At 64.5% G+C, this 24,287-nt stretch carries 22 protein-coding genes; 9 read left to right on the forward strand and 13 right to left on the reverse strand.

Going from position 1 to position 24,287, the window contains the following annotated elements; all coding sequences use genetic code 11:
• Positions 1-21: 21 nt before the first annotated feature.
• Together QX034_RS01390 and QX034_RS01395 are read right to left on the reverse strand one after the other, a co-directional pair.
• Positions 22-1,080, reverse strand: coding sequence for a phosphotransferase (locus QX034_RS01390; RefSeq protein ID WP_315727908.1), 1,059 nt, complete (start codon positions 1,078-1,080; stop codon positions 22-24).
• Between the two features lie 216 nt (positions 1,081-1,296).
• Positions 1,297-2,529 carry an acyl-CoA dehydrogenase family protein gene (locus QX034_RS01395; protein WP_315705617.1) on the reverse strand — a complete coding sequence of 411 codons (1,233 nt, stop codon included), beginning with the start codon at positions 2,527-2,529 and terminating at the stop codon, positions 1,297-1,299.
• Positions 2,530-2,795: 266 nt separating this feature from the next.
• Here QX034_RS01395 and QX034_RS01400 point away from each other — a divergent pair, with 266 nt between their 5' ends.
• Positions 2,796-3,467 carry a TetR/AcrR family transcriptional regulator gene (locus tag QX034_RS01400; protein WP_315705616.1) on the forward strand — a complete coding sequence of 224 codons (672 nt, stop codon included), beginning with the start codon at positions 2,796-2,798 and terminating at the stop codon, positions 3,465-3,467.
• On the opposite strand, the gene QX034_RS01405 is transcribed toward QX034_RS01400, so the two are convergent.
• Positions 3,460-4,689, reverse strand: a complete 1,230-nt coding sequence (locus QX034_RS01405; protein WP_315705615.1) for a CaiB/BaiF CoA-transferase family protein — start codon at positions 4,687-4,689, stop codon at positions 3,460-3,462. The two genes, QX034_RS01400 and QX034_RS01405, sit on opposite strands and share 8 nt — an antisense overlap.
• A gap of 190 nt (positions 4,690-4,879) precedes the next feature.
• Positions 4,880-6,979, reverse strand: a complete 2,100-nt coding sequence (locus tag QX034_RS01410; protein WP_315729538.1) for a HAMP domain-containing methyl-accepting chemotaxis protein — start codon at positions 6,977-6,979, stop codon at positions 4,880-4,882.
• Positions 6,980-7,393: 414 nt separating this feature from the next.
• On the opposite strand from QX034_RS01410, the gene QX034_RS01415 reads away from it, so the two are divergent.
• Positions 7,394-7,957, forward strand: coding sequence for a hypothetical protein (locus QX034_RS01415; protein WP_315729539.1), 564 nt, complete (start codon positions 7,394-7,396; stop codon positions 7,955-7,957).
• A 111-nt stretch (positions 7,958-8,068) separates the two neighbouring features.
• Here the strand turns inward: QX034_RS01415 and QX034_RS01420 are convergent, their stop codons facing one another.
• Positions 8,069-8,815, reverse strand: a complete 747-nt coding sequence (locus QX034_RS01420; RefSeq protein WP_315705612.1) for an NUDIX hydrolase — start codon at positions 8,813-8,815, stop codon at positions 8,069-8,071.
• Between the two features lie 94 nt (positions 8,816-8,909).
• On the opposite strand from QX034_RS01420, the gene QX034_RS01425 reads away from it, so the two are divergent.
• Together QX034_RS01425 and QX034_RS01430 are read left to right on the forward strand one after the other, a co-directional pair.
• A complete protein-coding gene (locus QX034_RS01425) occupies positions 8,910-9,962 on the forward strand; it encodes an SPFH domain-containing protein (RefSeq protein ID WP_315729540.1) in 1,053 nt (350 codons plus the stop codon).
• The gene (locus tag QX034_RS01430) at positions 9,946-10,881 is read left to right on the forward strand and encodes a sugar kinase (RefSeq protein ID WP_316194937.1); all 936 of its coding nucleotides are present in this window, start codon (positions 9,946-9,948) and stop codon (positions 10,879-10,881) included. Before QX034_RS01425 ends, QX034_RS01430 begins: the two co-directional genes overlap by 17 nt.
• 30 nt (positions 10,882-10,911) lie before the next feature.
• Here the strand turns inward: QX034_RS01430 and QX034_RS01435 are convergent, their stop codons facing one another.
• From QX034_RS01435 to QX034_RS01445, 3 genes are all read right to left on the reverse strand, one after another.
• On the reverse strand, positions 10,912-12,813 hold the full coding sequence (locus tag QX034_RS01435; RefSeq protein ID WP_315768007.1) for an alpha amylase C-terminal domain-containing protein: 1,902 nt from the start codon (positions 12,811-12,813) through the stop codon (positions 10,912-10,914).
• An 80-nt stretch (positions 12,814-12,893) separates the two neighbouring features.
• Positions 12,894-13,265 carry a tRNA-binding protein gene (locus tag QX034_RS01440; RefSeq protein WP_315743266.1) on the reverse strand — a complete coding sequence of 124 codons (372 nt, stop codon included), beginning with the start codon at positions 13,263-13,265 and terminating at the stop codon, positions 12,894-12,896.
• A 234-nt stretch (positions 13,266-13,499) separates the two neighbouring features.
• On the reverse strand, positions 13,500-13,892 hold the full coding sequence (locus QX034_RS01445) for a hypothetical protein (protein ID WP_316194939.1): 393 nt from the start codon (positions 13,890-13,892) through the stop codon (positions 13,500-13,502).
• Between the two features lie 159 nt (positions 13,893-14,051).
• Here QX034_RS01445 and QX034_RS01450 point away from each other — a divergent pair, with 159 nt between their 5' ends.
• On the forward strand, positions 14,052-14,702 hold the full coding sequence (locus tag QX034_RS01450; RefSeq protein WP_315705606.1) for a Crp/Fnr family transcriptional regulator: 651 nt from the start codon (positions 14,052-14,054) through the stop codon (positions 14,700-14,702).
• A gap of 64 nt (positions 14,703-14,766) precedes the next feature.
• Here QX034_RS01450 and QX034_RS01455 read toward each other — a convergent pair whose 3' ends face one another.
• Positions 14,767-15,150 carry a DUF302 domain-containing protein gene (locus tag QX034_RS01455; RefSeq protein ID WP_315705605.1) on the reverse strand — a complete coding sequence of 128 codons (384 nt, stop codon included), beginning with the start codon at positions 15,148-15,150 and terminating at the stop codon, positions 14,767-14,769.
• A 242-nt stretch (positions 15,151-15,392) separates the two neighbouring features.
• Here QX034_RS01455 and QX034_RS01460 point away from each other — a divergent pair, with 242 nt between their 5' ends.
• Positions 15,393-17,114, forward strand: coding sequence for a tannase/feruloyl esterase family alpha/beta hydrolase (locus QX034_RS01460; RefSeq protein WP_316194941.1), 1,722 nt, complete (start codon positions 15,393-15,395; stop codon positions 17,112-17,114).
• 40 nt (positions 17,115-17,154) lie between these two features.
• On the opposite strand, the gene QX034_RS01465 is transcribed toward QX034_RS01460, so the two are convergent.
• The gene (locus QX034_RS01465) at positions 17,155-17,331 is read right to left on the reverse strand and encodes a hypothetical protein (RefSeq protein WP_315705603.1); all 177 of its coding nucleotides are present in this window, start codon (positions 17,329-17,331) and stop codon (positions 17,155-17,157) included.
• A gap of 129 nt (positions 17,332-17,460) precedes the next feature.
• Positions 17,461-17,595 (reverse strand): hypothetical protein, encoded by a 135-nt coding sequence (locus tag QX034_RS01470; RefSeq protein WP_315705602.1) that lies wholly within the window; start codon positions 17,593-17,595, stop codon positions 17,461-17,463.
• A 485-nt stretch (positions 17,596-18,080) separates the two neighbouring features.
• On the opposite strand from QX034_RS01470, the gene QX034_RS01475 reads away from it, so the two are divergent.
• Positions 18,081-19,034, forward strand: a complete 954-nt coding sequence (locus tag QX034_RS01475) for a proline iminopeptidase-family hydrolase (protein ID WP_315729544.1) — start codon at positions 18,081-18,083, stop codon at positions 19,032-19,034.
• 62 nt (positions 19,035-19,096) lie between these two features.
• On the opposite strand, the gene QX034_RS01480 is transcribed toward QX034_RS01475, so the two are convergent.
• Positions 19,097-19,978, reverse strand: a complete 882-nt coding sequence (locus QX034_RS01480; RefSeq protein WP_315729545.1) for a winged helix-turn-helix domain-containing protein — start codon at positions 19,976-19,978, stop codon at positions 19,097-19,099.
• 284 nt (positions 19,979-20,262) lie between these two features.
• Here QX034_RS01480 and QX034_RS01485 point away from each other — a divergent pair, with 284 nt between their 5' ends.
• Positions 20,263-21,129, forward strand: coding sequence for an AraC family transcriptional regulator (locus QX034_RS01485; RefSeq protein WP_315705599.1), 867 nt, complete (start codon positions 20,263-20,265; stop codon positions 21,127-21,129).
• A gap of 316 nt (positions 21,130-21,445) precedes the next feature.
• Positions 21,446-23,824, forward strand: a complete 2,379-nt coding sequence (locus QX034_RS01490) for a metallophosphoesterase family protein (protein ID WP_316194943.1) — start codon at positions 21,446-21,448, stop codon at positions 23,822-23,824.
• Positions 23,825-23,937: 113 nt separating this feature from the next.
• On the opposite strand, the gene QX034_RS01495 is transcribed toward QX034_RS01490, so the two are convergent.
• Positions 23,938-24,285 carry a RidA family protein gene (locus QX034_RS01495; RefSeq protein WP_315705597.1) on the reverse strand — a complete coding sequence of 116 codons (348 nt, stop codon included), beginning with the start codon at positions 24,283-24,285 and terminating at the stop codon, positions 23,938-23,940.
• Positions 24,286-24,287: the final 2 nt, after the last annotated feature.

Here is a 24,287-nt window from a genome sequence, read left to right on the forward strand (position 1 = left end):
TGACCGTGACCGGTCCGCTGCCTATTTCGCGCCCGCCCTCTCGGCGTACTCCCACGCGGTCTTCGTCATCGGCACCATGCGCTTGACGGATTCGATCGCCTTGTCGTTGGCCGCGGTGCCGTCGCGGATGCGGCCGATGATGCCTTGCAGGATGCCGGCCAGGCGGAACAGATTGTAGGCGAAGTACCAGTTCAGGTCGGGCAGCTTCATGCCGGTGGCGCTGCAATAGATCTGCGCCGCTTCTTCCATGGTCGGAATATTGAGCGCGCGATGATCGACGCCGGCCAGACCGGGCATGATCCATTGCATCAACAGATAGGTGAAGTCGGCCATGGGATCGCCGAGCGTCGACAGTTCCCAGTCGAGCACCGCGATGACGCGCGGCTCGGTGGCATGGAAGATCATGTTGTCGAGCCGGTAGTCACCATGCACGATCGAGACGCGCTCCTGCGCGGGCACGGTGCGCGGCAGCCACTCGATCAGCTTCTCCATCTCCGGAATGTGCTGGGTCTCGGAGGCCCGATACTGCTTGGTCCAGCGGTCGACCTGGCGCGCGAAGTAGTTGCCGGGCTTGCCGAACTCGGACAGGCCGATCGCGCTCGGGTCGTACATATGCAGTTTGGCGAGCGTCTTGATCTTGCTCTCGAAGATCGCGGGCCGCTCGGACGGATCGACATGCGGCAGCGTCGGATCCCAGAACACCCGGCCCTCCTCCATCGACATGATGTAGAAGGCGGCGCCGATGACGGAATCGTCCTGGCAGAGCGCATAGGCGTGCGCCACCGGAAATCCCTGCTTGCCGAGTGCGGAAATGACGCGAAACTCGCGATCGACCGCATGCGCCGACGGCAGCAATTTGCCGAACGGCTTGCGGCGCATCACGTAGGAGCGCGCCGGGGTGTTGAGGCGATAGGTCGGGTTCGACTGGCCGCCCTTGAACTGCAGCACGGTCAGAGGGCCGGCAAAGCCCTCGACATGCTCCGCCATCCAGGCGGCGAGTTTCGCCTCGTCGAAGCGATGCCGCTCCTCGACCGGCTTGGTGCCGGAAAAATCTTCGTCCTTCCTCACGGCGTCAGCCAAGACGGGGCTCCCTGTCTCACTTAGTTCTGTGTCTCTTCGTCGATCGTCGTTCCGAGGCAGCAAGCGCAAGGTGGGCAAAGGCGCGTTCATGCATCGCGCGAAGCGCCGTGCCCACCACGGCTTGCGTCCTTGTCACGAAACAGGTGGGCACGCTTCCGCCTACGCCCTTCGGGCTACGGCGGACGGGTCGCTTTGCCCACCCTACATCTTCGTCACTCAGTGGTTCGTGTTTGCATACTTCTTGACTTCGAGCCTGGCAATGGCGCGGTTGTGCACCTCGTCCGGACCGTCGGCCAGCCGCAGCGTGCGGATGTTGGCGTAGTCCTTGGCGAGGCCCGCCTCGTCCGACACGCCGGCGCCGCCGAAGGCCTGGATCGCGTCATCGATGATCTTGAGCGCCATGGTCGGCGCCGCCACCTTGATCATCGCGATCTCGCCCTGCGCGGTCTTGTTGCCGACCTTGTCCATCATGTCGGCGGCCTTGAGGCACAGGAGCCGGGTCATCTCGATATTGGTGCGGGCCTCGCCGATGCGCTGCTCCCACACCGAATGCTCGATGATCTTCTTGCCGAAAGCGGTGCGCGACATCAGCCGCTTGACCATCTTCTCCAGCGCCTCCTCGGCCTTGCCGATGGTGCGCATGCAGTGATGGATGCGGCCCGGACCGAGCCGGCCCTGCGCGATCTCGAAGCCGCGGCCCTCGCCGAGCAGGAGGTTGCTGGCGGGCACGCGGACATTCTCCAGCAGCACCTGGGCGTGGCCGTGCGGCGCATCGTCGAAGCCGAACACCGGCAGCATCTTCTCCACCTTGATGCCGGGCGTATCCAGCGGCACCAGGATCTGCGACTGCTGCTGGTGCTTGGCGGCGGAGGGATCGGTCTTGCCCATCAGGATCGCGATCTTGCAGCGGGGATCGCCGACGCCGGACGACCACCATTTGCGGCCGTTGATCACGTAATGATCGCCGTCGCGGGTGATGCGGGTCTCGATATTGGTCGCATCCGACGAGGCCACCGCCGGCTCCGTCATCAGGAAGGCAGAGCGGATCTCACCGTCCATCAGGGGCCGCAGCCATTGCCGCTTCTGCTCCTTGTTGCCATAGCGCATCAACACTTCCATGTTGCCGGTGTCGGGCGCCGAGCAATTGAACACCTCCGAGGCCCAGGAGATGTGGCCCATCTCTTCCGAGAGCAGCGCATATTCGAGATTGGTGAGGCCGGCGCCGCGGAATTCATCGTCCTCATGCGGCGAGGGCGGCAGGAACATGTTCCAGAGGCCCTCGGCCTTGGCCTTCGCCTTCAGCTCCTCCAGGACCGGGATCACCTTCCAGCGGTCGCCCTGGGCGTCCTGCTGCTTGTAGATCGGCACCGCCGGGCGGACGTGCTTGGTCATGAAGCTGCGAACCCGCTCCAGCCATTCCTGCTGCTTCGCTGACATCGTGAAGTCCATCGGGCCCTCCTTGGGTGTTTCCTTGTCGTCTTTGGCCGCAGTGTTCGCCCGCCCTCGCGCGCCCGCAAGCCTCTATCTTGCCTGCGCCGATCACGATGCGAGCCACCGCAGCGCCGAAATGCCGCCGCGCGAAATCGCTCGCCTTGACATCACGGCCTCCTCAAACGATAGTTTCATACAAGTGTTTGAAAAGCAACTCCCCTGCTCCGCGCCGTTATCGCCTTCTCATGCGCGCGGCGGACTGAGAAAAAAGTGAGGGCTGACCCATGGCCAGCGATCAGACCCGAACCGCCATCATCGCCGCGGCCGAGCGGCTCTATGCCGAGCGCGGTTTCTCCGACGTCACCTTGCGCGACATCGTGGCGGAGGCGAACGTCAACCTCGCGGCGGTGAACTATCATTTCGGCTCGAAGGACGATTTGATCGCGGAATTGTTCGTGACGCATTCGATCGCGCTCAACCGTGCGCGGCTGCGCGAATTGCGGGCGGCGGAGCAGGAAGGCGGCGGGCGGGCCGATATCCACGACATCCTGCGCGCCCTGGTCGGCCCAACCTTGCGCGGCTGCCTGGGGCCGGAGAACCAGCGCTCCACCGCGGCGCGCTTCATGATCCGCGTCAATATCGAGTCGGTGCCGCCGATCCGCCGCATCCGCAACCGCGAGATCGACCATTTGCGCAAATTCATCGCGGCGATGGCGCGCGCCCTGCCCGGCTGCGACGAGGTCGAACTCTATTGGGGGCTGCACTTCGCGCTCGCCATGGCGCAGCAGACCGTGCGCGACAGCGAGCGGCTGACCAAATTGTCCGATGGCAAATGCGACGTCGACGATGTCGAGGCCGTGATCGAGCGCGTGGTCAAAGTCGCCGCGATGGCGCTGACGAGCGCCGCAGCCCCCGGCATGCGTGCCACGGGCCGCGCCGCCGCCAGCGTCAAATAGCGCCGCTCGCCTTCAGCGCGGCGATCCTGTCCGCGTCATAGCCGAGCTTGCCGGACAGGACCTCCTGCGTGTGCTCGCCGAGCAGCGGCGGCGCGCGATAGTCGGTGACCGGAGTCTCCGAGAAGGTCAGCGCGTTGCGGATCAGCGACAGATGCGGCTCGAACGGATGGTTGACCTTCACCTCCATGCCGCGCGAGCGCACATGCGGATCGGCGAAGACATGGGCGAAATCGTTGACCGGCCCGCAGGGGACGCCGGCCTTCTCCAATTCGTCCAGCCAGTGCTGCACGGTGTTCTTCAGGAACAGCCCGGCGAAGATCGCCATGATCTCCTTGCCGTTGACGACGCGGTCGTTGTTCTTGACGAATTTCGGGTTGGTCGCGAGCTCGGGCGCGCCCAGCACGGCGCAGGTGCGCGCGAACTGCGCGTCATTGCCGACCACCAGCATCAACTCGCCGTCCGAACAGCGGAATACGCCGGCCGGCATGCCGCCATTGCCCCAGGTGCCGCGGCGCGGCGGCGACTTGCCGTTGACGAGATAGATCTGCGCGTAATGCGACAGCGAGGCGATCACGGTATCGAACAGGCAGACGTCGATGTGCTGGCCGCCGCCGCCCTTGACGTCCCTGTGGTAGAGCGCGGCGAGAATGCCGATCGAGGTGTTCATGCCGGTCATGTAGTCGACGATCGACGGGCCGACCTTCATCGGCCCCGCGCCGGGCTCGCCGTCCATGTGGCCGGTGACGCTCATCAGCCCGCCCATGGCCTGGAAGATCGCGTCATAGCCGGCGCGCGGCGCGTAAGGGCCGGTCTGGCCGAAACCGGTCACCGAGCAATAGATCACGTCGGGATTGACCGCACGGATCGATTCATAGTCGAGACCATAGCGCTTGAGATCCCCGACCTTGTAGTTCTCCATGAAGACGTCGCAGTCCTTGGCCAGCTCGCGGATGATGTCCTGGCCTTCCTTGCAGGCGATGTTGACCGTGACCGACTTCTTGTTGCGGTTGGCGCAGAGATAGAAGGAATTGTTGTTGTTCGCATTGCCTTCGGGGTCCGGCAGATAAGGCGGGCCGAAGGCGCGGGCGTCGTCGCCGGTGCCCGGCCGCTCGATCTTGATCACCTCGGCGCCGAGATCTGCCAGCATCTGCGCCGACAACGGTCCCGCAAGCACGCGCGTGAGATCGAGAATCTTGATGCCAGAGAGCGGCAGCGCCGACATGAACATTCCTCCGAGAGTCTTATTCCTTGTCGCGGGAACAGCGAGCGTTCTCCGCGAAGCCTCTCGCGATACACTATTTTTGGCGCAAGAGCACTGCGCTGTCGGCATGCCGCCATCCCGCTGTGCGGGACTGACCTCCGGAGCTGGAAGCGCCGAGAGTGCACGCAGGGCGGACGAAGCGCGTCCCGGCTCAGGCCACGCGCAGCTGCCCGACGAACTGATCGACGTCGCGGCGCAGATCCGCCGCCAGCAGCGCCAATGTGCTTGCCGAGTCCAGAACCTCGCCTGCCGCGCGGCCGGTATCGGCAGTGGATTCGGAGACGCCGACGACATGACGCGAAAGCTCGGTCGTGCCTTCGGAGGCCTGCAATACATTGCGCGCAATCTCACGTGTCGCTGCGCCCTGCTCCTCTACGGCGGCCGCGATCGCCGAGGCGATATAATTGACGCGCTGGATCGTACTGCTGATCGCCTGGATCGCTTCGACCGATGAGCGCGTGGCGCCCTGGATATCGGTGACCTGCGCAATGATCTCCTCGGTCGCCTTCGCGGTCTGGTTCGCCAACGTCTTCACCTCGGCCGCCACCACCGCAAAACCCTTGCCGGCTTCGCCCGCACGCGCCGCTTCGATCGTCGCGTTCAACGCGAGCAGGTTGGTCTGCTCGGCAATGCCGCTGATCAAAGCCACGACATCGCCGATGCGCTGCGCGGCGTCCGACAACGCACGAACCTGCTCATTGGTCTTCTCGGCCTGCGTCGCGGCAGCACCGGCGATCGCGGTGGATTCGGAAACCTGGCGGCTGATCTCGTTGATCGAGGCCGAGAGCTCCTCCGTGGCGGCTGCAACCATCTGCACGTTGCCGGACGCCTGTTCCGACACGTTGGCGACCGACGAGGCCTTCGAGCGCCCCTGGTCCGCGATCGCCGACATCGATTGCGCGGTCGCGTTCAACTCGGTCGAAGCCGAGGCGAGCGTCCGCAGCGATGTCGTCACCGTGGATTCGAACGCCTTGATCAGCTTCTCGACCGCACTCTGGCGCCGTTCCTTGCGTTCCTGATCGGCCTCCTTTTCACCGGCCAGACGATCGCCCGCGATCAAGCTCTCCTTGAACACGGCGACGGTGCGCGACATCTCGCCGATCTCGTCGCTGCGATCGAGGCCGACCAACTCGACTGCATAGTCGCGGTCGGCGAGCCGTCGCATCGCAGCCGTCAGGTCCAGGATCGCGGCAGAGATGCGTCGTTGCACGACGAGCAGACCCGTAACCGCCACTGAAATCGCGACCAGCATCGTCACGCTGGCGGCGACGAGGCCCTGGCGCGCCGCACTGATCTGCGCCCCGGCGACAGCGACCATTTCCGCCAGCGCGGCATTGGCTGCTTCGACGCTGTAGTTCAGGATGGCGGTATTGAGTTTCGAGAGGTCGGCGAATGTGACGTCGATCCTCTGGTTGTTACGGAGCGCAGAAACGTAGGCGGCCTGCTGCGCGGCCATCGCCTGCACATTCGGCTGCTTGGAGCGGTTCACCACGTCGAGCAGCGCAGGCGGCGCATCCGGTCGCGCCGCTGCCACCAGCACCTGGCTCCAGGCCTGGGCCTGGCGGCCGACATCCTCGGCGCCCGCCACGATCTCAGCCGGGCTCCACGGCTTGCCGGAGGCGGCTGCGTTCTCGATCCTTACCGCAAACAGGCCGCCGAAATTGCGCGCGGCCCAGGCAGACTGCTTGATGTTGACCATCTGGTCGACCACCGGGTCGACCAGCTTCAGCGTCTCTTCGAGATCAGCGGCGAAGACGAGGATGCCGTCGAGATAATCCTGCGCAGCCTTGCGGAAGGCGTCGGCGGCCTGCATATCGCGCGACGTCTTGGGCAGATGGATGGCTCGCTCGGCATCCGAGCGCAACGCCGCAAGACGGTCATGCGCCGCGCCCAGCGCGCCTAGCCGGTTGGCAAGCCTCGGATCGGCAAGACCGGACAGAGCCTCGAGCACGTTCCTATAAGCGCTCTCCGAAACCTGACGGTTGGCTGCGATCCGCGCATCCGCAGCGGCATCAGCCGCGCCATCGGCGACCAGCGTCGCAAGGAAGGTGCCACGTTCGATGCGGAAGCCGATCAACGTTGCGAACAATTGCTGGTCCGCACCGGCGAGCTGCGCAACGCGCTGGGCAGCGCGATAGCGGCCGAAGGATTCCACCAGGTTCACTCCGAGACACCCGACCAAGAGCAACGCAAGTGCCCCGATGATGAAACCGAGAATGATGCGGATCGAAAGGCCGGCGAGCAGCTTCATGCTTATGTCCATTTGCGGTCAGGATTTTCCGACGGGAAATTAGTTCGCGATCAGTGTTAATTTTCTGTCTGCCGCCATCGTTTCCGCGCGCAAGGGGAGGCGCTTGTTAGTTACAAGGTATCATCATCCTCATATGCCGGGCTCGCAAGAGAGCCGACATGGCTTTGCACGCATGTTCGCGTGCATATCGCGAATCAGTTCGATTCGGCTGATTCGGTCGGCGGATGCAAAACGCCTCGCCGGGAAGGTGCCAGCGCGTCGAGCGGCACGTAAATCCACGGAGGCGCCGGACTTATTGCTTCATTATGTGTGTGACCGGCGCCAGTACATATCGGGAAACACAGCGCAAGAGCCCGTTAATTCCGGGCGATTTTACCTGCTCACAGGTTTTGATGTTTGACCTGGGAGCAAGCCATGACGTCAATCTCTGCAGCCTCTACCACCGCCTATTCGCCGCTCGACCTCTTGAAGCAGGAGCTCGCCAAGGAGGTCTCCTCCGGCAAGGTCAGTTCGTCCGACCAGACCGCGTTGTCCTCGGCGCTCGACGATATCGATTCCGCGCTGAAAAGCGGTGCCGGCAGTTCGTCGTCCAGCACGAGCTCCAGCGCGCCGCCATCGCCGCAGGACATGCAGTCCAAGATCGACAGCCTGATCGACAAAGAGGTATCGAGCGGCAAACTTACCTCCAATCAGGCGAGCGAGCTGAAGAACGTGTTCGCCAGCGCGTTCTCAGCCGGTCCCGGCGGCGCCTCCGCGGCCCAGACGAGTGATAACTCCGCCAGCACCAGCTCGAGCACAGCCTCGACGACCTCGTCGTCATCGTCGAGCACGGATTCGGATATCGCGGATCTGTTGAAGAAGCTGCTGGCTGCCCTGCAGGATGCCAACAAGAACGCCTCCTCGTCATCCTACGGCGCGAACGGCTCGACCTCGTCGAGCACGAGCGGCACCTCGTTGGTGCTGGATTATTCGGCCTGAACCGGCTGGACAGCGATCTCCCCTCTCATGACCTCGCAGGCGTCCGGCCGGATGGTTTGACCTCGGATCGGACGCTCTGTTGCCGAACGATCATCACGCCGCCGGCAAGGATCATTCCGGCGGATTGAACGTCCGCGTGAAGTACACCGGCGTCTTCGCCGCCTTGAGCCGGTAGAGCTGCGCCGGCCGGTTCGGTCCTTTGCGCATTTTCGCGACCGGTTCGATCAGATCCGCCGACAGCATGCGGGTGCGGAATGCGCTCTTCTCCAGCGGCCGGCCGAGCACGATCTCGTAGGTGCGCTGCAGCTCCGGCAAGGTGAACTCCTCCGGCATCAGATAGGCCGGAAGCGAGGTGTATTCGACCTTGTTGCGCAGCCGCTGCACGGCGGCCGCCAGAATCTCGTCGTGATCGAAGGCGAGCTTGACTTTGACTCGCTCTCCGAGAATCTGAAACCATTGCGCATCCGCGGCCAGCGCGCGCTCCGCCACGGAGGCCGGCATCAGCGCATAATAGGCGTGTGTGGCCGACCAGCCGCGCGGATCGCGCGCCGCGCTGCCCCAGCTTCCGAGCTGTTCGAGATAGGGACTGGCGACGCCCGTCTTCTCCTTCAGCTTGCGCGCGGCGCAGGCCTCGAGATCGCGGTCCTTGGCGACATCGACGAAGCCGCCGGGCAGCGCCCAGCCCCCCGGGAACGGCTCGCTGTTGCCCTGTCCCCTCTGAACCAGCAGCACATGCAGCGCGTCCGCCTGGATGGTGAAGATCACGACGTCCACCGTGGTCAGGGGCCGCGGGAAGTCCAAGCCCGCCGCTGTCCGGCCTCTCTCCTGCTGCGCCTTCTGTCCCGGCTTCTCGGCCACGTCTGACTCCCTTCGCTTGCCGCTTGACAATAGCATGCTTAGTTGTACTGTCCAACTTACTTAGTTGGTGTAACGCACTTATAGGAGGCTTGCCATGTTCGGCATTCGTTTCATCAAGGCCCAGCCCACGACTTACCTGCTCAAATACCGCGCCGGCCAGGTGGCCCAGGAAGGCGTCGGCCTCTCCACCTTCTATTACGGCCCGGTCACCTCGCTGGTCGCGATCCCGGTGGGCAGCCGCGACGCCGCCTTCATCTTCCAGGAAACCGCGCGCGACTTTCAGACCCTGACCGTGCAGGGCCATGTCACCTACCGCATCAACGAGCCGAGGAAGGCGGCCGCGATGCTGAACTTCACCCTCAGGGCGGACGGCAAGACCTATGAATCCGACGATCCCGAGAAGCTGCCGCAGCGCATCCTCGGTGCGGTGGAGGTGCTGGCGCAACAGGCGGTGAAGGAGATGACGCTGAAAGAAGCGTTGCGCGCCTCCGACCACATCGCCGATACCATCGCAAACGGCCTCAAGAGCCGCGCCGATGTCGAGGCCCTCGGCCTGGAAATCCTCGGCGTCTCCGTGCGCGCGGTGAAGCCGACGCCCGAAACCGCCAAGGCGCTGGAGGCCGAAGCGCGCGAGGCGATCCTGAAGACCGCCGACGAGGCGATCTTCGCCCGGCGCAATTTTGCCGTCGAACAGGAACGCGCGATCCGCGAAAGCGAGCTCGACACCGAGATTGCAGTCGAGCAGAAAAAGCGCGCGATCCGCGAGACGCAGATGGATGCGGAGGCCAGCGTCGCGGCCAAGCAGAACGAGCTGCGCGAGGCCGGCATGGTCGCCGACATCGCGTTGGAAGGCCGGCGCAGGGATTTCGTCGAACTCAACGCCACCAACACCCGCACCCTCGCCGATGCCGAGGCCTACCGGGTCGGCGCCTTGATGAAGATCTTCGAGGGCGTCGACACCCGGGTCATCCAGGCGCTCGCTGCGAGCGGCATGCAGCCGGGGCAGCTGATCGCGCAGGCGTTCTCTGGCCTTGCCGAAAAGGCCGAAAAGATCGGGCAATTGAACGTCTCGCCGGAGCTTCTGAACGCGCTGATGGACAAGCCCGCCCAGATCGACCGGGAGGCCGCCCGTGTCCGCCGCCAATGACCGCAAGGTGGTGCTGGTCGTCAGAAAGACGCGGCTCGAGGACCTCGTCGCGAGGTTCCTCACCGCCGAGCAGGCGAAGTTCTATGTCGAGCATCTCGGCGCCGATTTCTCCGACTACGAACGCGAGCACGAGGTCTATCGGTCCGCACGGCTCCGTGCGGTGCAGACGCTGGAGCAATGGGGCCGCTACCAGATCATCGACCGCAGCTTCCTGCCCAACTTTCTCTTCGGCCCCCATGACATCGTGGTGGCGCTGGGCCAGGATGGCGTCGTCGCCAACACGATGAAATATCTCGAGGGCCAGCCGCTGATCGGACTGAACCCTGACGCCAGCCGCTATGACGGCATTTTGCTGCCGTTCAAGCCCAACGACCTCCCTACCCTGCTGCCGGAGGTCGCGGCTGACAAGCGCGCGGCGAAGGCAGTGACGATGGCGAAGGCGCGTCTCTCCGACGGCCAGACGCTGTACGCCGTCAACGACCTTTTCATCGGCGCGCGCTCGCATGTCTCTGCCGTTTACGAGATCGCGACCGGGGGCGAGCGCGAGCGTCAATCCTCCAGCGGCCTGATCGTCGCCACCGGCCTCGGCTCGACCGCCTGGTTCAAGAGCATCGTCACCGGTTCGCTGGCGATCGCCGGCAGTTTTGGCGCTCCGTCCGCGAGCGCCCATTATGACGCCCTGCCTTGGGACGCGCGCGAGCTGCGGTTTGCCGTGCGCGAGCCGTTCCCGAGCCGGAGTTCGCAAACGCGCCTGGTCTGCGGCAACCTTGGCGCGGATGAGAGCTTGCGGCTGCGCTCGCTGATGCCGGACAACGGCGTCATCTTCTCGGATGGCATCGAGGCCGACCGGCTCGACTTCAATTCCGGCACCGAGGCCACGATTACGCTTGCCGAACGTCAGGGCCGCCTGATCGTGTGACGGCGGCAAACCACGGACGGCCACGGGCCATCACCCCCGCGCAAACACCAACAGCCCATTGGCGGGAATCGTCAGGTGCGCCGAGCAGGGCCGGCCATGCATCGGCGGGCCTTCCGCCATCACCTCGCGGTTCTCCGCGGGATGGGCGCCCTCTTCATAATCCTCGCTGCAGAACACCAGGTGCCACGCGCCGCCGGCCGGGAAGCCGATCGCATAATCGGTCCACGCGGTCTCGTTCAGGCTCACGACCACCATCAGCGCGTCATCCGAGCCCTCCGCCCAGCGCTCGAAGGCGAGCACGCGGTTGCCATCATGCACATGGACGATCGCGCTGCCCCCACCTGACAAAGCCTTCAGGCTGTGCCGAAGGCCGATCAGTTCGCGGGTGAAGCGCAGGAAATCCAGCGTCGTCTCATCGCCGCCGTCGAGCCGCGCCCAGGCGATCTGGGTGTCGGGATGCGGCGTGTCGCTCCACGGTTTCTCCTCCAGGAGCTCCTGGCCCATGAACAGCATCGGGATGCCCGGCGCGGTCAGGAGCAGGCCCGTGGCGACGCGGCTGCGGCTGCGCGCATACCAGGAGCGCGACGAGAGCGCGTCGGCAAGCCGCGCAATCCGCGGCTCACGGCCGGCATAGACGATGTCGTGGTTCTCGATCGAATGCACCGCGCGGGCCCGTTTGCCAAGACTGTCGTCGGCGATCGCTTCGGCAATCGCCTGCATCGCGACCGGCGCGGTCGCGCCCCCGGCCGCAGCGTAAACAGCCGCGCGCACGCTCTCGCGCAAGCGATCGCTCCAGGTTGCGTCGAAGCCGGCGCCGCCCTCGGCATGGTCCTTCACCACCCAGGGATTGACCGGCCAGTATTCCGCGACCTGGATGGCCTCCGGCCTCTCGGCGCGCAGCGCCGCCGTCAGTTGCTGGCAAGTGGCCCAGCCGCCAAAGCGGTCCATCACGCTGACTTCGTCGAAGCGCAGGCCGTCGATGCGATATTCGCGATAGAGCGACAGCGCATTGTCGACCAGGAACTGCCGGATGTCGGCATTCCAGTAAGCGAACACCTGGCCGCCGGCCCAGCCTTGATCGGTGAAATACAGGCTGTCGTTGGCGTTGCCGTAAGGCTGGCGGTCGAAGAACCAGATGCTGTTCTCGTCGAAGCCGCCACCGGCGTGATTGTAGACCACGTCGAACAGCACGCCGATGCCGTGCACATGGCAGACATCGACCAGCGCGCGGAGCTGGTCGTCGCAATGGCGCAGCACGTCCGCGCTCTCGTAAGGCGCCTGCCCCGCCTTCACCAGGATGTCGTTGGTGCGCGCGAGGTAACCCGCAAGGTGGGCCGGGTCGGCCTCGCCATATTCCGTTTCCGGGCTGAACAGGTCGGTCCCGTTGTAGCCCATGCTGAATGCGGTCGGGAATTCCTGGATCGGCAACAGCTCGATCGCGTTGACGCCGAGCGAAGCGAGATGCGGCACCCGCTCGATCACATCGAGAAAACAGCCGTCGGGATTGCCTGGTTTCATGTCGAAAGTGCCGACATGGAGCTGATAGATCACGAGTTCGTTGAAGGCCGGCGGCTTGAAATCGACCTCATGCCAGGGAAAAGCGTACGGATTGCGCAGCACCGAACGGCAGTACGGAAACGGCGGCTCGACGGTGAGAAGACGCGCATGCGGATCGCGCTTGTAGCCAGCCGAACCCGTCCCCTCGATGAAGTACATATAGGCATCGCCGTCCCTTAAGCCCGGAATGAAGATCGCCCAAAAGCCGGCGCCGATCGGCGCCAGGCGACAGCTGTCGTCCTGGGCCCAATCGTTGAAGTCGCCGGAGACATAGACCGCCTTGGCGTGCGGCGCGAACACGCGGAACGTCGCGCCGCCCGGCACCAAGGTGCCGCCCATCGGGGATTGCAGCAGGTGCAACTGTCTTAGAGACATGCGTGAGCCGACACTGGAGAGCGGCAGGTTAGCACGAGCGACAGTAGTATCCACGATCTTTGTGACTTACGGTTGAAGGATCAGAAAAGGCGGGCGCCGTTGGGGACGCGCTGATCGGGCGCGAACAGCACCACATGGCCCTGCTCGTCCGGAAAGCCCAAGGTCAGCACCTCCGACATGAACTTGCCGATCTGTCGCGGCGGAAAATTGACGACGCCCGCGACCTGCCGGCCGATCAGCGTCGCGGGGTCATAATGCTGCGTGATCTGCGCACTCGAGCGCTTGATGCCGATGGCCGGGCCGAAATCGATCGAGAGCTTCAGGGCCGGCTTGCGGGCTTCCGGGAACGGCTCGGCCGCCACGATGGTGCCGACGCGGATATCGACGGCGAGAAACTGGTCGAAGGAGATCTGTGGCGCCGCGGGCGCGGCGGGATCGTGGGAGAGGTGCATGGCGGACTTCTCGATGGGGGGCGCGACGCAGAACATGTGCCGCTTTGGCTCGGATGACTTTCATAGTGGCCGGCCGAGGATGTGACAATGCGTGTGCCGATGCGATCGTGGCGCCCGCGGTTGCGCAAGACGTATGACGGAGGCAATCCGCTGGCGCGCGGTCTGATCTATGTGCGAGAACGGCACCCAACGCTTGCAAGCGCGTGCCCGCCGCCCGGCCGATAGCGGACTGCGCTATTTCAGGCGATAGCTGGCATGGCAGCTCACACAGGCGGCCATGACCTCGCCGAGCGCTCCGAGGGCGGGCTTCAGGTCGCCTGCCACTGCGGCGTTTTGCGCTTCGATGGCAAAGCGACTGGCCGCCTTATGCATCGCTGTTCCGGCATCCTGCATGCCTTGCGGCATAAACTTCGCAACCTCAGCGGCTCCATGCAGCCGCAACGAACTCATGCCCAGCCTCTCCTCGGCGATCTTTCCCGCCGTCTCCGGCTCGTTGCGGGCCAGCGCGTCGTTGATCTGCTGGAGCGCGAGGAGGTGATCGCGCATGTTCGCGGTGGTGTGGTCGACCAGCTCCGGCGGAAACCTGACGAACTCGCGCGTGTCGGCTTCGGACGAGCCGTGGTGCATATGGTCATGATGCATCTGATGCTGGGCGCCGGCATATCCGACCGACAGAACCAGCGTCCCCGAAACCAGGAGAGCGAGTCTAGCGCGCATGACGAATTTTCCCGATGGACGGCTTGAAGGATAGCAACGAGACGACGCCTCGCATATGATCACGATCATATGCCCATCGAGAAAACCCCGAACGAGACCCGGGCGGCTCCAGTCCTCGATTGGAAGTCCCTGACGCTCGGATCGCCCGTGCTGGCTGCGCTGCCCGGACCTGCCCGGCGGGTGACGCGATTGCTCGATATCCCGCGCCATGCTTCGGTATTCAACCAGGGCGACCATCCCAAGGCCATGTTCTTCGTGCTTTCAGGAGATGTGCGGCTTGTCCGCCGATCAAGCTCCGGCGGAGAGACCATCCTTCAGCGGACGCGACGCGGCTTTCTCGCCGAAGCCAGCATCGATCAGCCGGCCTACCATTGTGGCGCGATTGCCGCGGAGCCCTCGACCGTGCTGGCGATCCCGCGAGGGGCCTTCAGCAAGGCGCTATCCGTCGAGGCGTTCCGCGACGGGTGGATTGCCCATCTGGCGCGCGAGCTTCGCAGGGTGCGCGCTCATTCGGAACGATTAAGCCTCAAGACGGCAAGGGAGCGCATCCTCCATTTCATCGAGACCGAGGGCGAGCGAGGTGCGATCGACCTGAAACAATCCAAGAAGGACTGGGCGGCAGAACTCGGACTGACCCACGAGGCGCTCTATCGCACGCTCGCGCAGATGGAGAAGCGCGGCGAACTAATTGTCGAGCATTCCCGACTGACCGTGCGATGACGCGACGTCGCTGCATGCTGAACAGCGCGGCCGCCCGTCTCGCAACGAGCGACCAGGCCGCAAGCTAGATCGCCTCGATCACAGCCTTCAACTCGCCGGCGACATGACCCGCGATCGTTGCCAGTGCATTGTTCTGGATGGCCTGCATGGACGCCACCGGATCCACGGCGGCGACCTCGGTCTTGCCATCGATCTCCTGCACGACGAGATTGCATGGAAGCATGGTGCCGATCTTGTTTTCGGCCTGCAGCGCCTGATAAGCCATCTTCGGATTGCAGGCGCCCAAAATGACATAAGGTCGCAAGTCGGCACCGATCTTCTCCTTCAGCGTGGCTTGCACATCGATCCGGGTCAGCACGCCAAATCCGCGCGCCTTGAGTTCGGCGATCGCTTTATCGACTGCCTGCTGAAATGGGAGATCGACCGTCTTGGCGAAGTAGTAGCTCATGCTGCTCTCCTGAGGTCGGGCGGCGACGCGATACGATCATGCGTATCATGACCAGCAGGCCCAAGACCTGTCGGGCAGCTGCTGAGCTGACCGGTTGTGATTGTTTACCCCTCGACCCTGCGGGACGGCAAGCGTGGCCGGCGCAGCGTGCCGCATCGCACAACCTCCGATCGTCATCAGCCGGTTATGCGACGCAGCTAGCCTGCGTCCTTAAAACCATAACGAAATCCGGGAGGACGACCATGCATCGACCCGATCTCGTCGCTGCGGCGCTGGGCCTATTCGCCTCAGTCGCGATCATAGCTACGCCCGCCGCTGCCTCGCCCTGCACCAATCTGCAGACGCTCAACCTCATGCACACCACGATCACCTCGGCAACCGATGTCACCGGCGGCACGTTCACGCCGCCGGGTTCCACGCCGATCACCGGACTGCCGCCGTTTTGCCGCGTCACCGCGACGCTGACGCCGACCGCCGATTCCAACATCAAGATCGAGGTCTGGCTGCCGGAGAACAATTGGAACGGACGCTTCCTCGGCACCGGCGGCGGCGGTTATCAGGGCGTCATCACCTATTCCGAGCTCGCCACCAGCATCCAGACCGGCTACGCGGTCGCCAACACCGATCTCGGCACCGGTTCCTCCGGCTGCAATCCGCTGTTCTGCGGCTCCGACGGCAACAAGGGCAACGCCCTCGCCATCGCGTTCGGCGATCCGGCCAACCCGTCGACCGGCCTGTTCGGGCATCCGGAACGGATCAAGGATTTCGGCTACCGCGCGATCCACCTGATGACGGTGAGGGGCAAAGAGATCGTCAAGGCGTTCTATCCGCGGGCTGCGAACAAGGCCTATTTCGCGGGATGCTCGACCGGCGGCCAGAATGCGCTGATGGAAGCGCAGCGCTTCCCGCATGACTACGATGGCATCGTCGCCGGAGCCGCCGCATTCAACCGGACGCATCTCCACATGTGGGCGCTGTCGGTGTGGCAGGACACGCATGCGAGCGCCACGCGCTTCATGCTGCCGGCGCAGATGCCTGTCATCAACAAGGCCGTGCTCGCGCAATGCGCCGGCCAGGACGGCGGCGCCAAGACGGACGCGTTCCTGACCGATCCGCGCGACTGTCGCTTCGATCCCAAGGTGCTGGAATGTAAAGGCGGCGAGGTGCCGCCCGCCTGCCTCACGCCCGACCAGGTGACGACGATGCGCAACTATTATCTCGGCGCCGTCGATCCCGTGACCGGAGAGGTCATCAATCCCGGTCCTGCGCGCGGCAGCGAGACCGACAACGTTCTGGCGCTCGGGCTCGTGTTCGCCGAGCAGCTTCCGGAGCCGGCCTTCGACGGCCTGTTTTATTGGGTCTATGGCGGGAGCTTCGGCATTCCGACCAGCCCGACCAATTTCGCCAATTTCGACTTCCACCACGACATCGGAAGAGTGGACGAGCAGCTCGCGCCCGTCCTGAACGCGACCAGCACGGATCTAAGCGAGTTCCGCGAACATGGCGGCAAGCTGTTGATGTATCACGGCTGGGCCGACCCACTGCTGCCATCGCAAGCCAGCATCAACTATTTCAATGCGCTGGTGCGCAATGGCCGTGCCTTCGCGCAGCCGGCGCATTTGGGGGACGACGACCCTGCCCTCAAGGAGACCCAGAGCTATGCGCGGCTGTTCATGGTCCCCGGCATGTATCACTGCTCGGGAGGCCCGGGACCGAACGTGCTCGACGCGCTGACACCGCTCGTCAATTGGGTCGAGCACGCGGATGCGCCGGAGACGATCCTTGCGACGAAGTTCGTCAACGACACGCCGTCGTCGGGCGTACAGATGACGCGGCCGCTCTGCGTCTATCCCAAGGTCGCGAAATATAATGGCAGCGGCAGCACCAGCATCGCGGCGAATTTCACCTGCGTCCCCGACGGACACGACTTCAACGAGATGCCGGCCCCGCAATACGGACCGTGAGACCCGAACTGCCCCGGCGGGACAGCCGCCGGGGCTGCGCTCAGCATCCCCGGCAGATCCTGAGCTTGCGGTCGAGCGCTGCACTCTCCCTATCGATCGCTTCGATGCCGGACTCGTCGTAGACGACGTCCTTCACGCTCGGCTGGCGGTGGCCAATCGGCGCGGGCAGCGGAGCTACATGCGGCCGCGACGTCGCCGACATCGTCACGGAGGTCACGGGGCAGCACCGGGCACCACGGTCTGAGTCACGGTCTGGGACAGGGCGGCGCGGCCATTGAGCAACGCAGCAAGCAGGAAGGTCTTGACCAGGCTGTGCATGGAATCCTCTCCGTTCGCAGTGCGCGCGCTATCGGTTCGACACGGGCCGCTCGGCTTGGGCCGACAGCTTCCTGGAGGTCGAGGCGAGGTGATACATGAACGGCATGTCGTGCGGCGCGGCCTTGGGCTGGCGGATCGGGATCTCGTGCGGCGTCTGAATCATCGGCTGATCTCGATCGTGCTGGAGCAGCCTTTCCGGATCGCATGGGCTACCGCCAGATTTCAGCGCCCGACAAAACGGTTGCCGGCGTAAAGTGCGGCCATGACATCTGAGGCGCGCGCACGTCGCCTTCCGAGCGCAGCTTTCGGACCGTTGCTCCAAGACATCAGCATGCCGGGAATGCGCGAGATATGTTTCAGCCGTAATTCGATCCGGGTTGCAGGCGGCCAAACGCGCACTAAGTTGCACCTCGCATCGAATCAAATCAGGTCGCGCCGTGTCACGCGCGCCGAGCCAGTTCGCCAGCGGCGACCGCCTCGGCCAGTAAAAACGATGTGATGGAGGCGACGTCCCTCGGTGTAACCCGCCACAACACCCTGAAGACGAACGACACCTGAAGAAGGCATGGCATCCATGCGCAGCAGTTCAAGCCGATTTGCGGCCGCCTTGGCCGCGGATGGCATCCGACATCCGGAGGTCCGCCGGTGATGTCCATGACGCGACGCGAGCTTCTCTGGGGCGCGGCCGGCCTGCCGCTTGCGGCTGCCGTGGCTGCGAGCGTGATCGCGCCTTCGCGCGAGGGCTACACCCAGACCGCCCGCGGCAAGATCTGGTGGAAGATCGAAGGCTCCACCTCGCGCACCCCGTTGCTGTTGCTACACGGCGGCCCCGGCGCCGGACACAATTATCTGGAGCCACTGGCGAGGCTCGCCGATCAGCGTCCCGTGATCTTCTACGACCAGCTGGGATGCGGCCGCTCGGACAAGCCCGATGCGGCCGATCTCTGGCACATCGACCATTTCGTGCAGGAGATCGACCTGTTGCGCGCCGATCTCGGCTTGGATCGCGTCATTCTCTATGGGCATTCCTGGGGTGGATGGCTGGCGCTGGAGTATCTCGCTCGGCACGGCAATCAAGCCAAGGTCGATGCCCTGGTGCTGGCAGGAACATCCGCTTCGGCGCGCCAATTCGCGGATGGCGCCGCGCAGCTGCTCGCGGCCATGCCCGGCGGGCTCGACGCCAGGCGCCGTGAGCTCGAAGCGGCCGGCAAGACCGACACGCTGGAATATCAAGACATCGTGCAGGCCTTTCTCGATGCGCATGTCTATCACGACACCCCGCCCTCTCCCCATTTTGCGAAGACGATCGAGAACATCTCGACCTCGAAAACCTACGCGCCGATGAATGGCCCCAACGAATTCACCATGACCGGCACGTTGCGGGATTGGAACCGGGAGGGCGCGCTCGCCGCGATCGACATCCCGACCCTGGTACTCACCGGTGAATTGGACGAGGTGACGCTCGACTGCCATCTCACGCTTCAACGTGGGATCAGGAATGCGCATCTGGTGGTCATGCCCCATGCGCGACATCTGGCGATGCTGGAGCAGCCGGAAAGCTACAACTGGATCCTGCGAGGCTTCCTGTCGAACAAGGCGTAGTGTTGCGGCGCTACGCTCGTACCTTTTGTCCGAAGTTCACGCCATCGTTGGCGGATGCAGGCTCAGCGCGGCACCTGCAGAAGCTCGTCGTCGCGCCGGACGGACGCGACGAACCGGTAGCCGATGCCGCGTTCCGTCGCGATGATCGGCCCCGCGGAGGATGCTCGCTCAAGGATGCGCCGAAGCCGCAGAACCTGAACGTCGATGCTCCGGTCGGAAATGTCCGCGCGCAGGCGCGTCGCCTGCAAGAGCTGGAGCCGCGTCAAGGTTCGTCCGGGCGCCGCCAGAAACGCCGCAAGCAGCGCGTGCTGGGCGCGATTGAGTTTCACCGCCTTGCCTTCGGGATCGATCAGCGCACGCGTCATGCGGTTCAACGTCCAGCCGTTGAAGCGATCGACACCGCGTTCGCCGGCGGGAACGTGAGCCTGACGCGCCAGGCACTCGCGACGGCACAAGGCGCGCGCGATCGCCCACAATTCCTGTAAGTCGCCGGTCTTCGCAAAGCAGGCATCGGCACCAAGCTTCAGCGCCAGAATGCGATCGGCGGTATCGAGCTCGGTCCCGGTCGCGATGATGGGGATGGCGACTTGCGACCTGATCCAGCGGAGCTGGTCCACCCTGTCCGCAACGACGGGCCAGAGATCGATCAGCAGAAAGCCAAGCAGCGGGCTCTTCAGCAGTGACGCCAGCTGGTCCGACCGCTGTGCCGACCAGACGCTACGGACGCGGCCGTCGAGAAACGAGATGACGCGATCACGGAAATCTCCATCGTCGCTCACGATCACGGCATCGTCGAGCAAATCGGCCCCTGCTTCCGAAGTCCCCCACCCGGCAGCGCGGTCCGGCAGATCCTGCAGGCAACGCCGGTCATGATACATCATCGCCGCCTCTTCGAGGTTGCACTCCGGCGGATTGATCACGGGGCCAGCAAGACCGCTTGTCATCTCGTGCAGCGGATTGTCGAGGCGTGCATTTTTCGACGCCGCGCCACCCCTTCGCGGTCGGGTTCCTTCTGCCCACGCACCTCAGCCTCGCATGGAATTGGCTTGTCGGTTGATCAAAACTGAGGCAACGGTTCGGACCTATGCCGTCATCGACTGCGTGAATCAGGTCGCCTATGCTCGAACAACGTGCCCGCATTTCTGCTGCCGGGTCTGTCTGCTCGCCGTCAAATCGAACGGCACCGGCTGTAACGACCCTGCCCCATGGCGGTCACCAGGTTCGTGACATGCTCGCTGAAGCCTTTCCGAACATATTGTTCGACGCGCCGCCGCGCTCGATCGTCGAGATTGCCTACAGCCGGATCGGCGCCCATCAGATCACCTATATCCGTTCGGGCAAATGGACCGGCGAAACATCGGCTGCGCAGTCGGATGCGCTCGGATTCGGCGAGAGCATCAAGCTGGTCTGGCTGTTGAGCGGATGCATGGCCATTGAAGACCGCGACAGGAGGGTTGCGATCAAGGCCGGCGAGGCCTTGCTGGCGCGCCATTCCTCGGATTGTCTTCTGGCCGGCAGCGACGATTACGAAAGCCTGGTGCTGAGACTCCATCCCAGCGCCGATCCGGCCTGGCGCGACCTCGTCGAGGCCGGCGGGCAGGAGCTGCGCATCGGCTGCAGCAGCGCGGCAGCCGCGGCGCATGCCGGCTTCATGGCCCTGTTGCGCCAGACCAATCACGACAGCACCAGCGAACTCGCGGTGCAGTCCTTGTTCGAGCTGGTCACCCGCTCCGCCAATCGCGGCATCGTGAAGCCGGCGTCGGACCCGGTCGCCCCGAGCCTGTATCGGGCTCGCGAGCTGATCCGGCAGAACATCGCCGACCCCCGCTATACACCGGAGCGGCTGGCGCATGACCTCGGCCTGTCCCGCCGCTCGCTGTATAATCGCTTCGCCGACAACGGAGTGACGCCCGCCGCGTTCATCCGCATGGTCCGGCTCGCGCAGGCGAGACAGGAGATCGAGAACGATCCGTCCGGAGCAACGCCGCTCACCACGATCGCGCTCCGCAACGGCTTTCCCGACAGCTCCAGCCTGTCCCACGCCATCAAGTCGGCCTACGGCGTATCGCCGCGCGCACTGCGCGGCCGTCGATAGGCTTCTCGTCGAAGAGAAGGTCGAGCGCCTCCGCTCGAACCGCGCCAGCCTAAGGTTGCGATCTGCGAACAGGCAGCGGTCGCCGCAGCTCGCCTGCAACCCGTTATCAGACAAGCAGGAAGCGGGCCGGCGCGTCGTCAACCGCCAATTGTCGAACATCTGCGCGTAACGAATCCATCATTAAACGGCCATCCGCAGTTAATGAACTTTTCGTAAGGTCGTCATCGGCCGGTGACGCCGAGCCCCTAGAGCACGCCCGCGATTTCTCGCGCATTCTCATCATCCGATTCCCGTTTTCGCTCCTCAGGAGTTATCGATGCCCGCTCTCGGTTCACGCCGGCGCCTTGCGCTTGCGTCCATCTCGCTCGTCGCGCTCGCCTTCGCGTCTCCTGCGCTCGCGACCACGGTCACCTACGCCCCCTACATCCAGCCCGGCGATCTCGGCCCGCTCGGCAACCGCGACCAGGTGGTCATCGCCTGGCAGACCGACGAGACCGCGCCGAACCCGTCGGCCTACAAGGTCGAGTTCGCCGCCGCGCCGCAGCAGTTCGCGGCCGTGCAGCCTCAGGCGCGCGTCGTCGACAATTACCTCGCCGCCGACCGGGCGCTGCCGGTGCCGCCCGGCGCCTATGGCGCACACTCCAACTACACCGCCGTGCTGCGCAATCTGAAGCCGAACACCACCTACACCTACCGTGTCACCGGCCCCGGCCTGCCCGCCGGCGGCTTCCAGGCGCAATTCCAGACCCGCAAGACCGGCAACAAGTTCTCCTTCACGGTGATGGGCGACGAAGGCTTCTTCCCGGCCCAGGCCAACTCGAGCATGCTCACCGACTATTTCGCCCGCATCGTCCACCTGATGTACAATTCGGGCAAGATCGCGCTGCCGGGCGAGCCGGCCCGACCGGCCGGCGAGTTCGCGCTCAACACCGGCGACAACGTCTACAACACCGGCTCGGAGCAGAGCTACCGCGACTACTGGATGCCGGTCTGGAACAGCGACGTCGATAGCGTCGACCGGGGCGCGCCGTTCATCCGCTCGATGCAGAACTATATCGTCGCCGGTAACCACGACATCGGCGGCAGCGGCGATTACGTCAACCTGCTCGCGACGACCACGAGCGCAGCACGCTATCAGGGCCAGACCGGCGGCGGCGACGCGCTCGCCTACTACAATCTCTATTATTTCCCGCTGAACGGTCCGACCGGTGTCGATCCTGCCTATGTGCTGAACGGCGACACCAACGCCTCGGACATGACCGGCTTCAAGTTCGCCTATAACGGCACCAACTACTCATCGCCGGCGGCAGCGGAAGCTTTCCGTGCCTCGACCGCGGTCGACACCGGTCAGGGCATGAAACGCCAGATCGACCACATGGGCAATTTCTCGTTCGACTATGGCAATGCCCATTTCGTCTTCCTGGATTCCAACCCGCATCTCTTCAATGCCCTGGTCGATTACGCCGCAATCTACGCCAAGGCGCCGTCGGCATTCCCGGCCTACCCGAAGATCCTGCGTGACTGGCTGATCAAGGACCTGGACTCCTCCGACAAGACCTGGAAGATCGTGGTCTACCACCATCCGGCGTTCTCCTCCGGTCATGCGACGCTCCGCAACAACCAGATGCGCCAGATCACCAAGCTGCTCGAGGATCACGCCGTCAACGTCGTGTTCAACGGCCATGAGCACAACTATCAGCGCACACGTCCGCTGCGCGCCGGCGCGACCGTCGCGGCGGTGCCGACGTCAACCGGGCCGGAGGCGGTCTCCGTCGACACCGTGTTCGACGGCGTGAAGAGGCGCGTGCCGGATGGCGTGCTTCACGTGGTCGAGGGCGCCGGCGGCAACCGCGACTTCGACGGCGACGAGGATAGCCCGCGCGGCTCCGGCCGCGGGCTGGACCAGGAAGATTCCGCGACCGGCAGTGTCGTGCTGGGCGACGGCAACAGCTACCCGCAGGGCCAGGCCTCCTGGCTCGACACCCACCTGACCAACGCCGAGATGTCGCCGTTCATCGCCGGCGCCGGCAAGGGAGCGAAGATCACGGTCAACTTCAAGGCCAAGGTGTTCTCGTTCGGCCATGTCGTGGTCGACGGCAACAGGCTGACGCACTATCAGATCAGCGAGCCGCTGCTTGCGACCTCCTCGGCGAGCACGGCGCTGCCGGCCCCTTACGGTCGCGATTATTACGGCAATCCGGTCAAGGATCCGGTGCCGGACACCGTGGTGGATCCCGCGACCGGCAAGGTCGTCACGCCGAGCCAGGACGGCCCGTCCGTTCTGCTCGACAAATGGACGATCGAAAAACCTGATCTCGACGACAAGGTCACGGTGCGGCTGGTCTACCAGAACAGCGGGCTGAAGCTGAAGGTGAAGAACCGTTCGCAATATGCGCTGAACGGCGCGCAGCTCGTGCTGGAAGCCGGCTCCTATTCCGGTCCCATCGACGACACCCACAACGTGATCGGCGACGAGCTGGTCGTGACGCTGGGCCGCATCGCGGCCGGCGACAGCGCGACGCTCGACCTGCCGACGGAGAGCCGTCACATCCACGGCAAGCTGCGCTCGGCGACCGCCCAGCCGATCGAGGTCGATTGCGATCGCAACCGCGACCGTGATTATGACTACGACTCCATCCGCGATCATGTCGAGGATCAGATTCGGGAGCTGCTGGGCAACTATGAGCGCGACTAAATCCCGGTCGCAAGCCGGATAGCAAGCATCGTCGGAGCGGATGGCGCGAACGCCATCCGCTCCCTTGTTTTTCAGCTTCGTGCGTGGCGGTCGTCCCGGCTTCCGAGGGCCTTTCAGCCCTTCAGCGCCGTGACCACGATCTCGATCAGCGCGCCGCCGCCGAGATCGGCGACGCCGACGGTGGCGCGGGTCGGCAGGTCGTCGCCGAAGAACTCGGTCCAGGCCGCGTCCATCTCCTTCTTCTTCGACAGGTCGGTAACGAAGATCTGGCCGCTAACCACGCGCGACTTGTCGGTGCCCGCCTCCTTGAGGAAGCCATCGATCTTGCCGAGAATGTTGCGGGTCTGCTCGCCCATCGACACGGAGGTGTCGTCGGCGATGGTGCCGCCGATGAACACGAAGCCGTTGGCCTCGACGATGCGATGATGGATGGCCGAGCGGATCTTGCGGGTGATGGTCATGA

The sequence above is a fragment of the Bradyrhizobium sp. SZCCHNR3119 genome, from assembly GCF_032487775.1.
Lineage (GTDB): Bacteria > Pseudomonadota > Alphaproteobacteria > Rhizobiales > Xanthobacteraceae > Bradyrhizobium.

What these genes read in the sequence shown, in the direction of transcription:
- QX034_RS01495 (WP_315705597.1), bottom strand. Translation starts at nt 24,285, where the DNA reads ATGACCATCACCCGCAAGATCCGCTCGGCCATCCATCATCGCATCGTC.
- QX034_RS01410 (WP_315729538.1), bottom strand. Translation starts at nt 6,979, where the DNA reads ATGAAGCTGCTCGCCGGCCTTTCGATCCGCATCATTCTCGGTTTCATC.
- QX034_RS01450 (WP_315705606.1), top strand. Translation starts at nt 14,052, where the DNA reads ATGCCCATCGAGAAAACCCCGAACGAGACCCGGGCGGCTCCAGTCCTC.
- QX034_RS01425 (WP_315729540.1), top strand. Translation starts at nt 8,910, where the DNA reads ATGTTCGGCATTCGTTTCATCAAGGCCCAGCCCACGACTTACCTGCTC.
- QX034_RS01485 (WP_315705599.1), top strand. Translation starts at nt 20,263, where the DNA reads ATGCTCGCTGAAGCCTTTCCGAACATATTGTTCGACGCGCCGCCGCGC.
- QX034_RS01405 (WP_315705615.1), bottom strand. Translation starts at nt 4,689, where the DNA reads ATGTCGGCGCTGCCGCTCTCTGGCATCAAGATTCTCGATCTCACGCGC.
- QX034_RS01435 (WP_315768007.1), bottom strand. Translation starts at nt 12,813, where the DNA reads ATGTCTCTAAGACAGTTGCACCTGCTGCAATCCCCGATGGGCGGCACC.
- QX034_RS01480 (WP_315729545.1), bottom strand. Translation starts at nt 19,978, where the DNA reads ATGACAAGCGGTCTTGCTGGCCCCGTGATCAATCCGCCGGAGTGCAAC.
- QX034_RS01490 (WP_316194943.1), top strand. Translation starts at nt 21,446, where the DNA reads ATGCCCGCTCTCGGTTCACGCCGGCGCCTTGCGCTTGCGTCCATCTCG.
- QX034_RS01395 (WP_315705617.1), bottom strand. Translation starts at nt 2,529, where the DNA reads ATGGACTTCACGATGTCAGCGAAGCAGCAGGAATGGCTGGAGCGGGTT.
- QX034_RS01440 (WP_315743266.1), bottom strand. Translation starts at nt 13,265, where the DNA reads ATGCACCTCTCCCACGATCCCGCCGCGCCCGCGGCGCCACAGATCTCC.
- QX034_RS01445 (WP_316194939.1), bottom strand. Translation starts at nt 13,892, where the DNA reads ATGCACCACGGCTCGTCCGAAGCCGACACGCGCGAGTTCGTCAGGTTT.
- QX034_RS01415 (WP_315729539.1), top strand. Translation starts at nt 7,394, where the DNA reads ATGACGTCAATCTCTGCAGCCTCTACCACCGCCTATTCGCCGCTCGAC.
- QX034_RS01455 (WP_315705605.1), bottom strand. Translation starts at nt 15,150, where the DNA reads ATGAGCTACTACTTCGCCAAGACGGTCGATCTCCCATTTCAGCAGGCA.
- QX034_RS01400 (WP_315705616.1), top strand. Translation starts at nt 2,796, where the DNA reads ATGGCCAGCGATCAGACCCGAACCGCCATCATCGCCGCGGCCGAGCGG.
- QX034_RS01475 (WP_315729544.1), top strand. Translation starts at nt 18,081, where the DNA reads ATGTCCATGACGCGACGCGAGCTTCTCTGGGGCGCGGCCGGCCTGCCG.
- QX034_RS01470 (WP_315705602.1), bottom strand. Translation starts at nt 17,595, where the DNA reads ATGATTCAGACGCCGCACGAGATCCCGATCCGCCAGCCCAAGGCCGCG.
- QX034_RS01460 (WP_316194941.1), top strand. Translation starts at nt 15,393, where the DNA reads ATGCATCGACCCGATCTCGTCGCTGCGGCGCTGGGCCTATTCGCCTCA.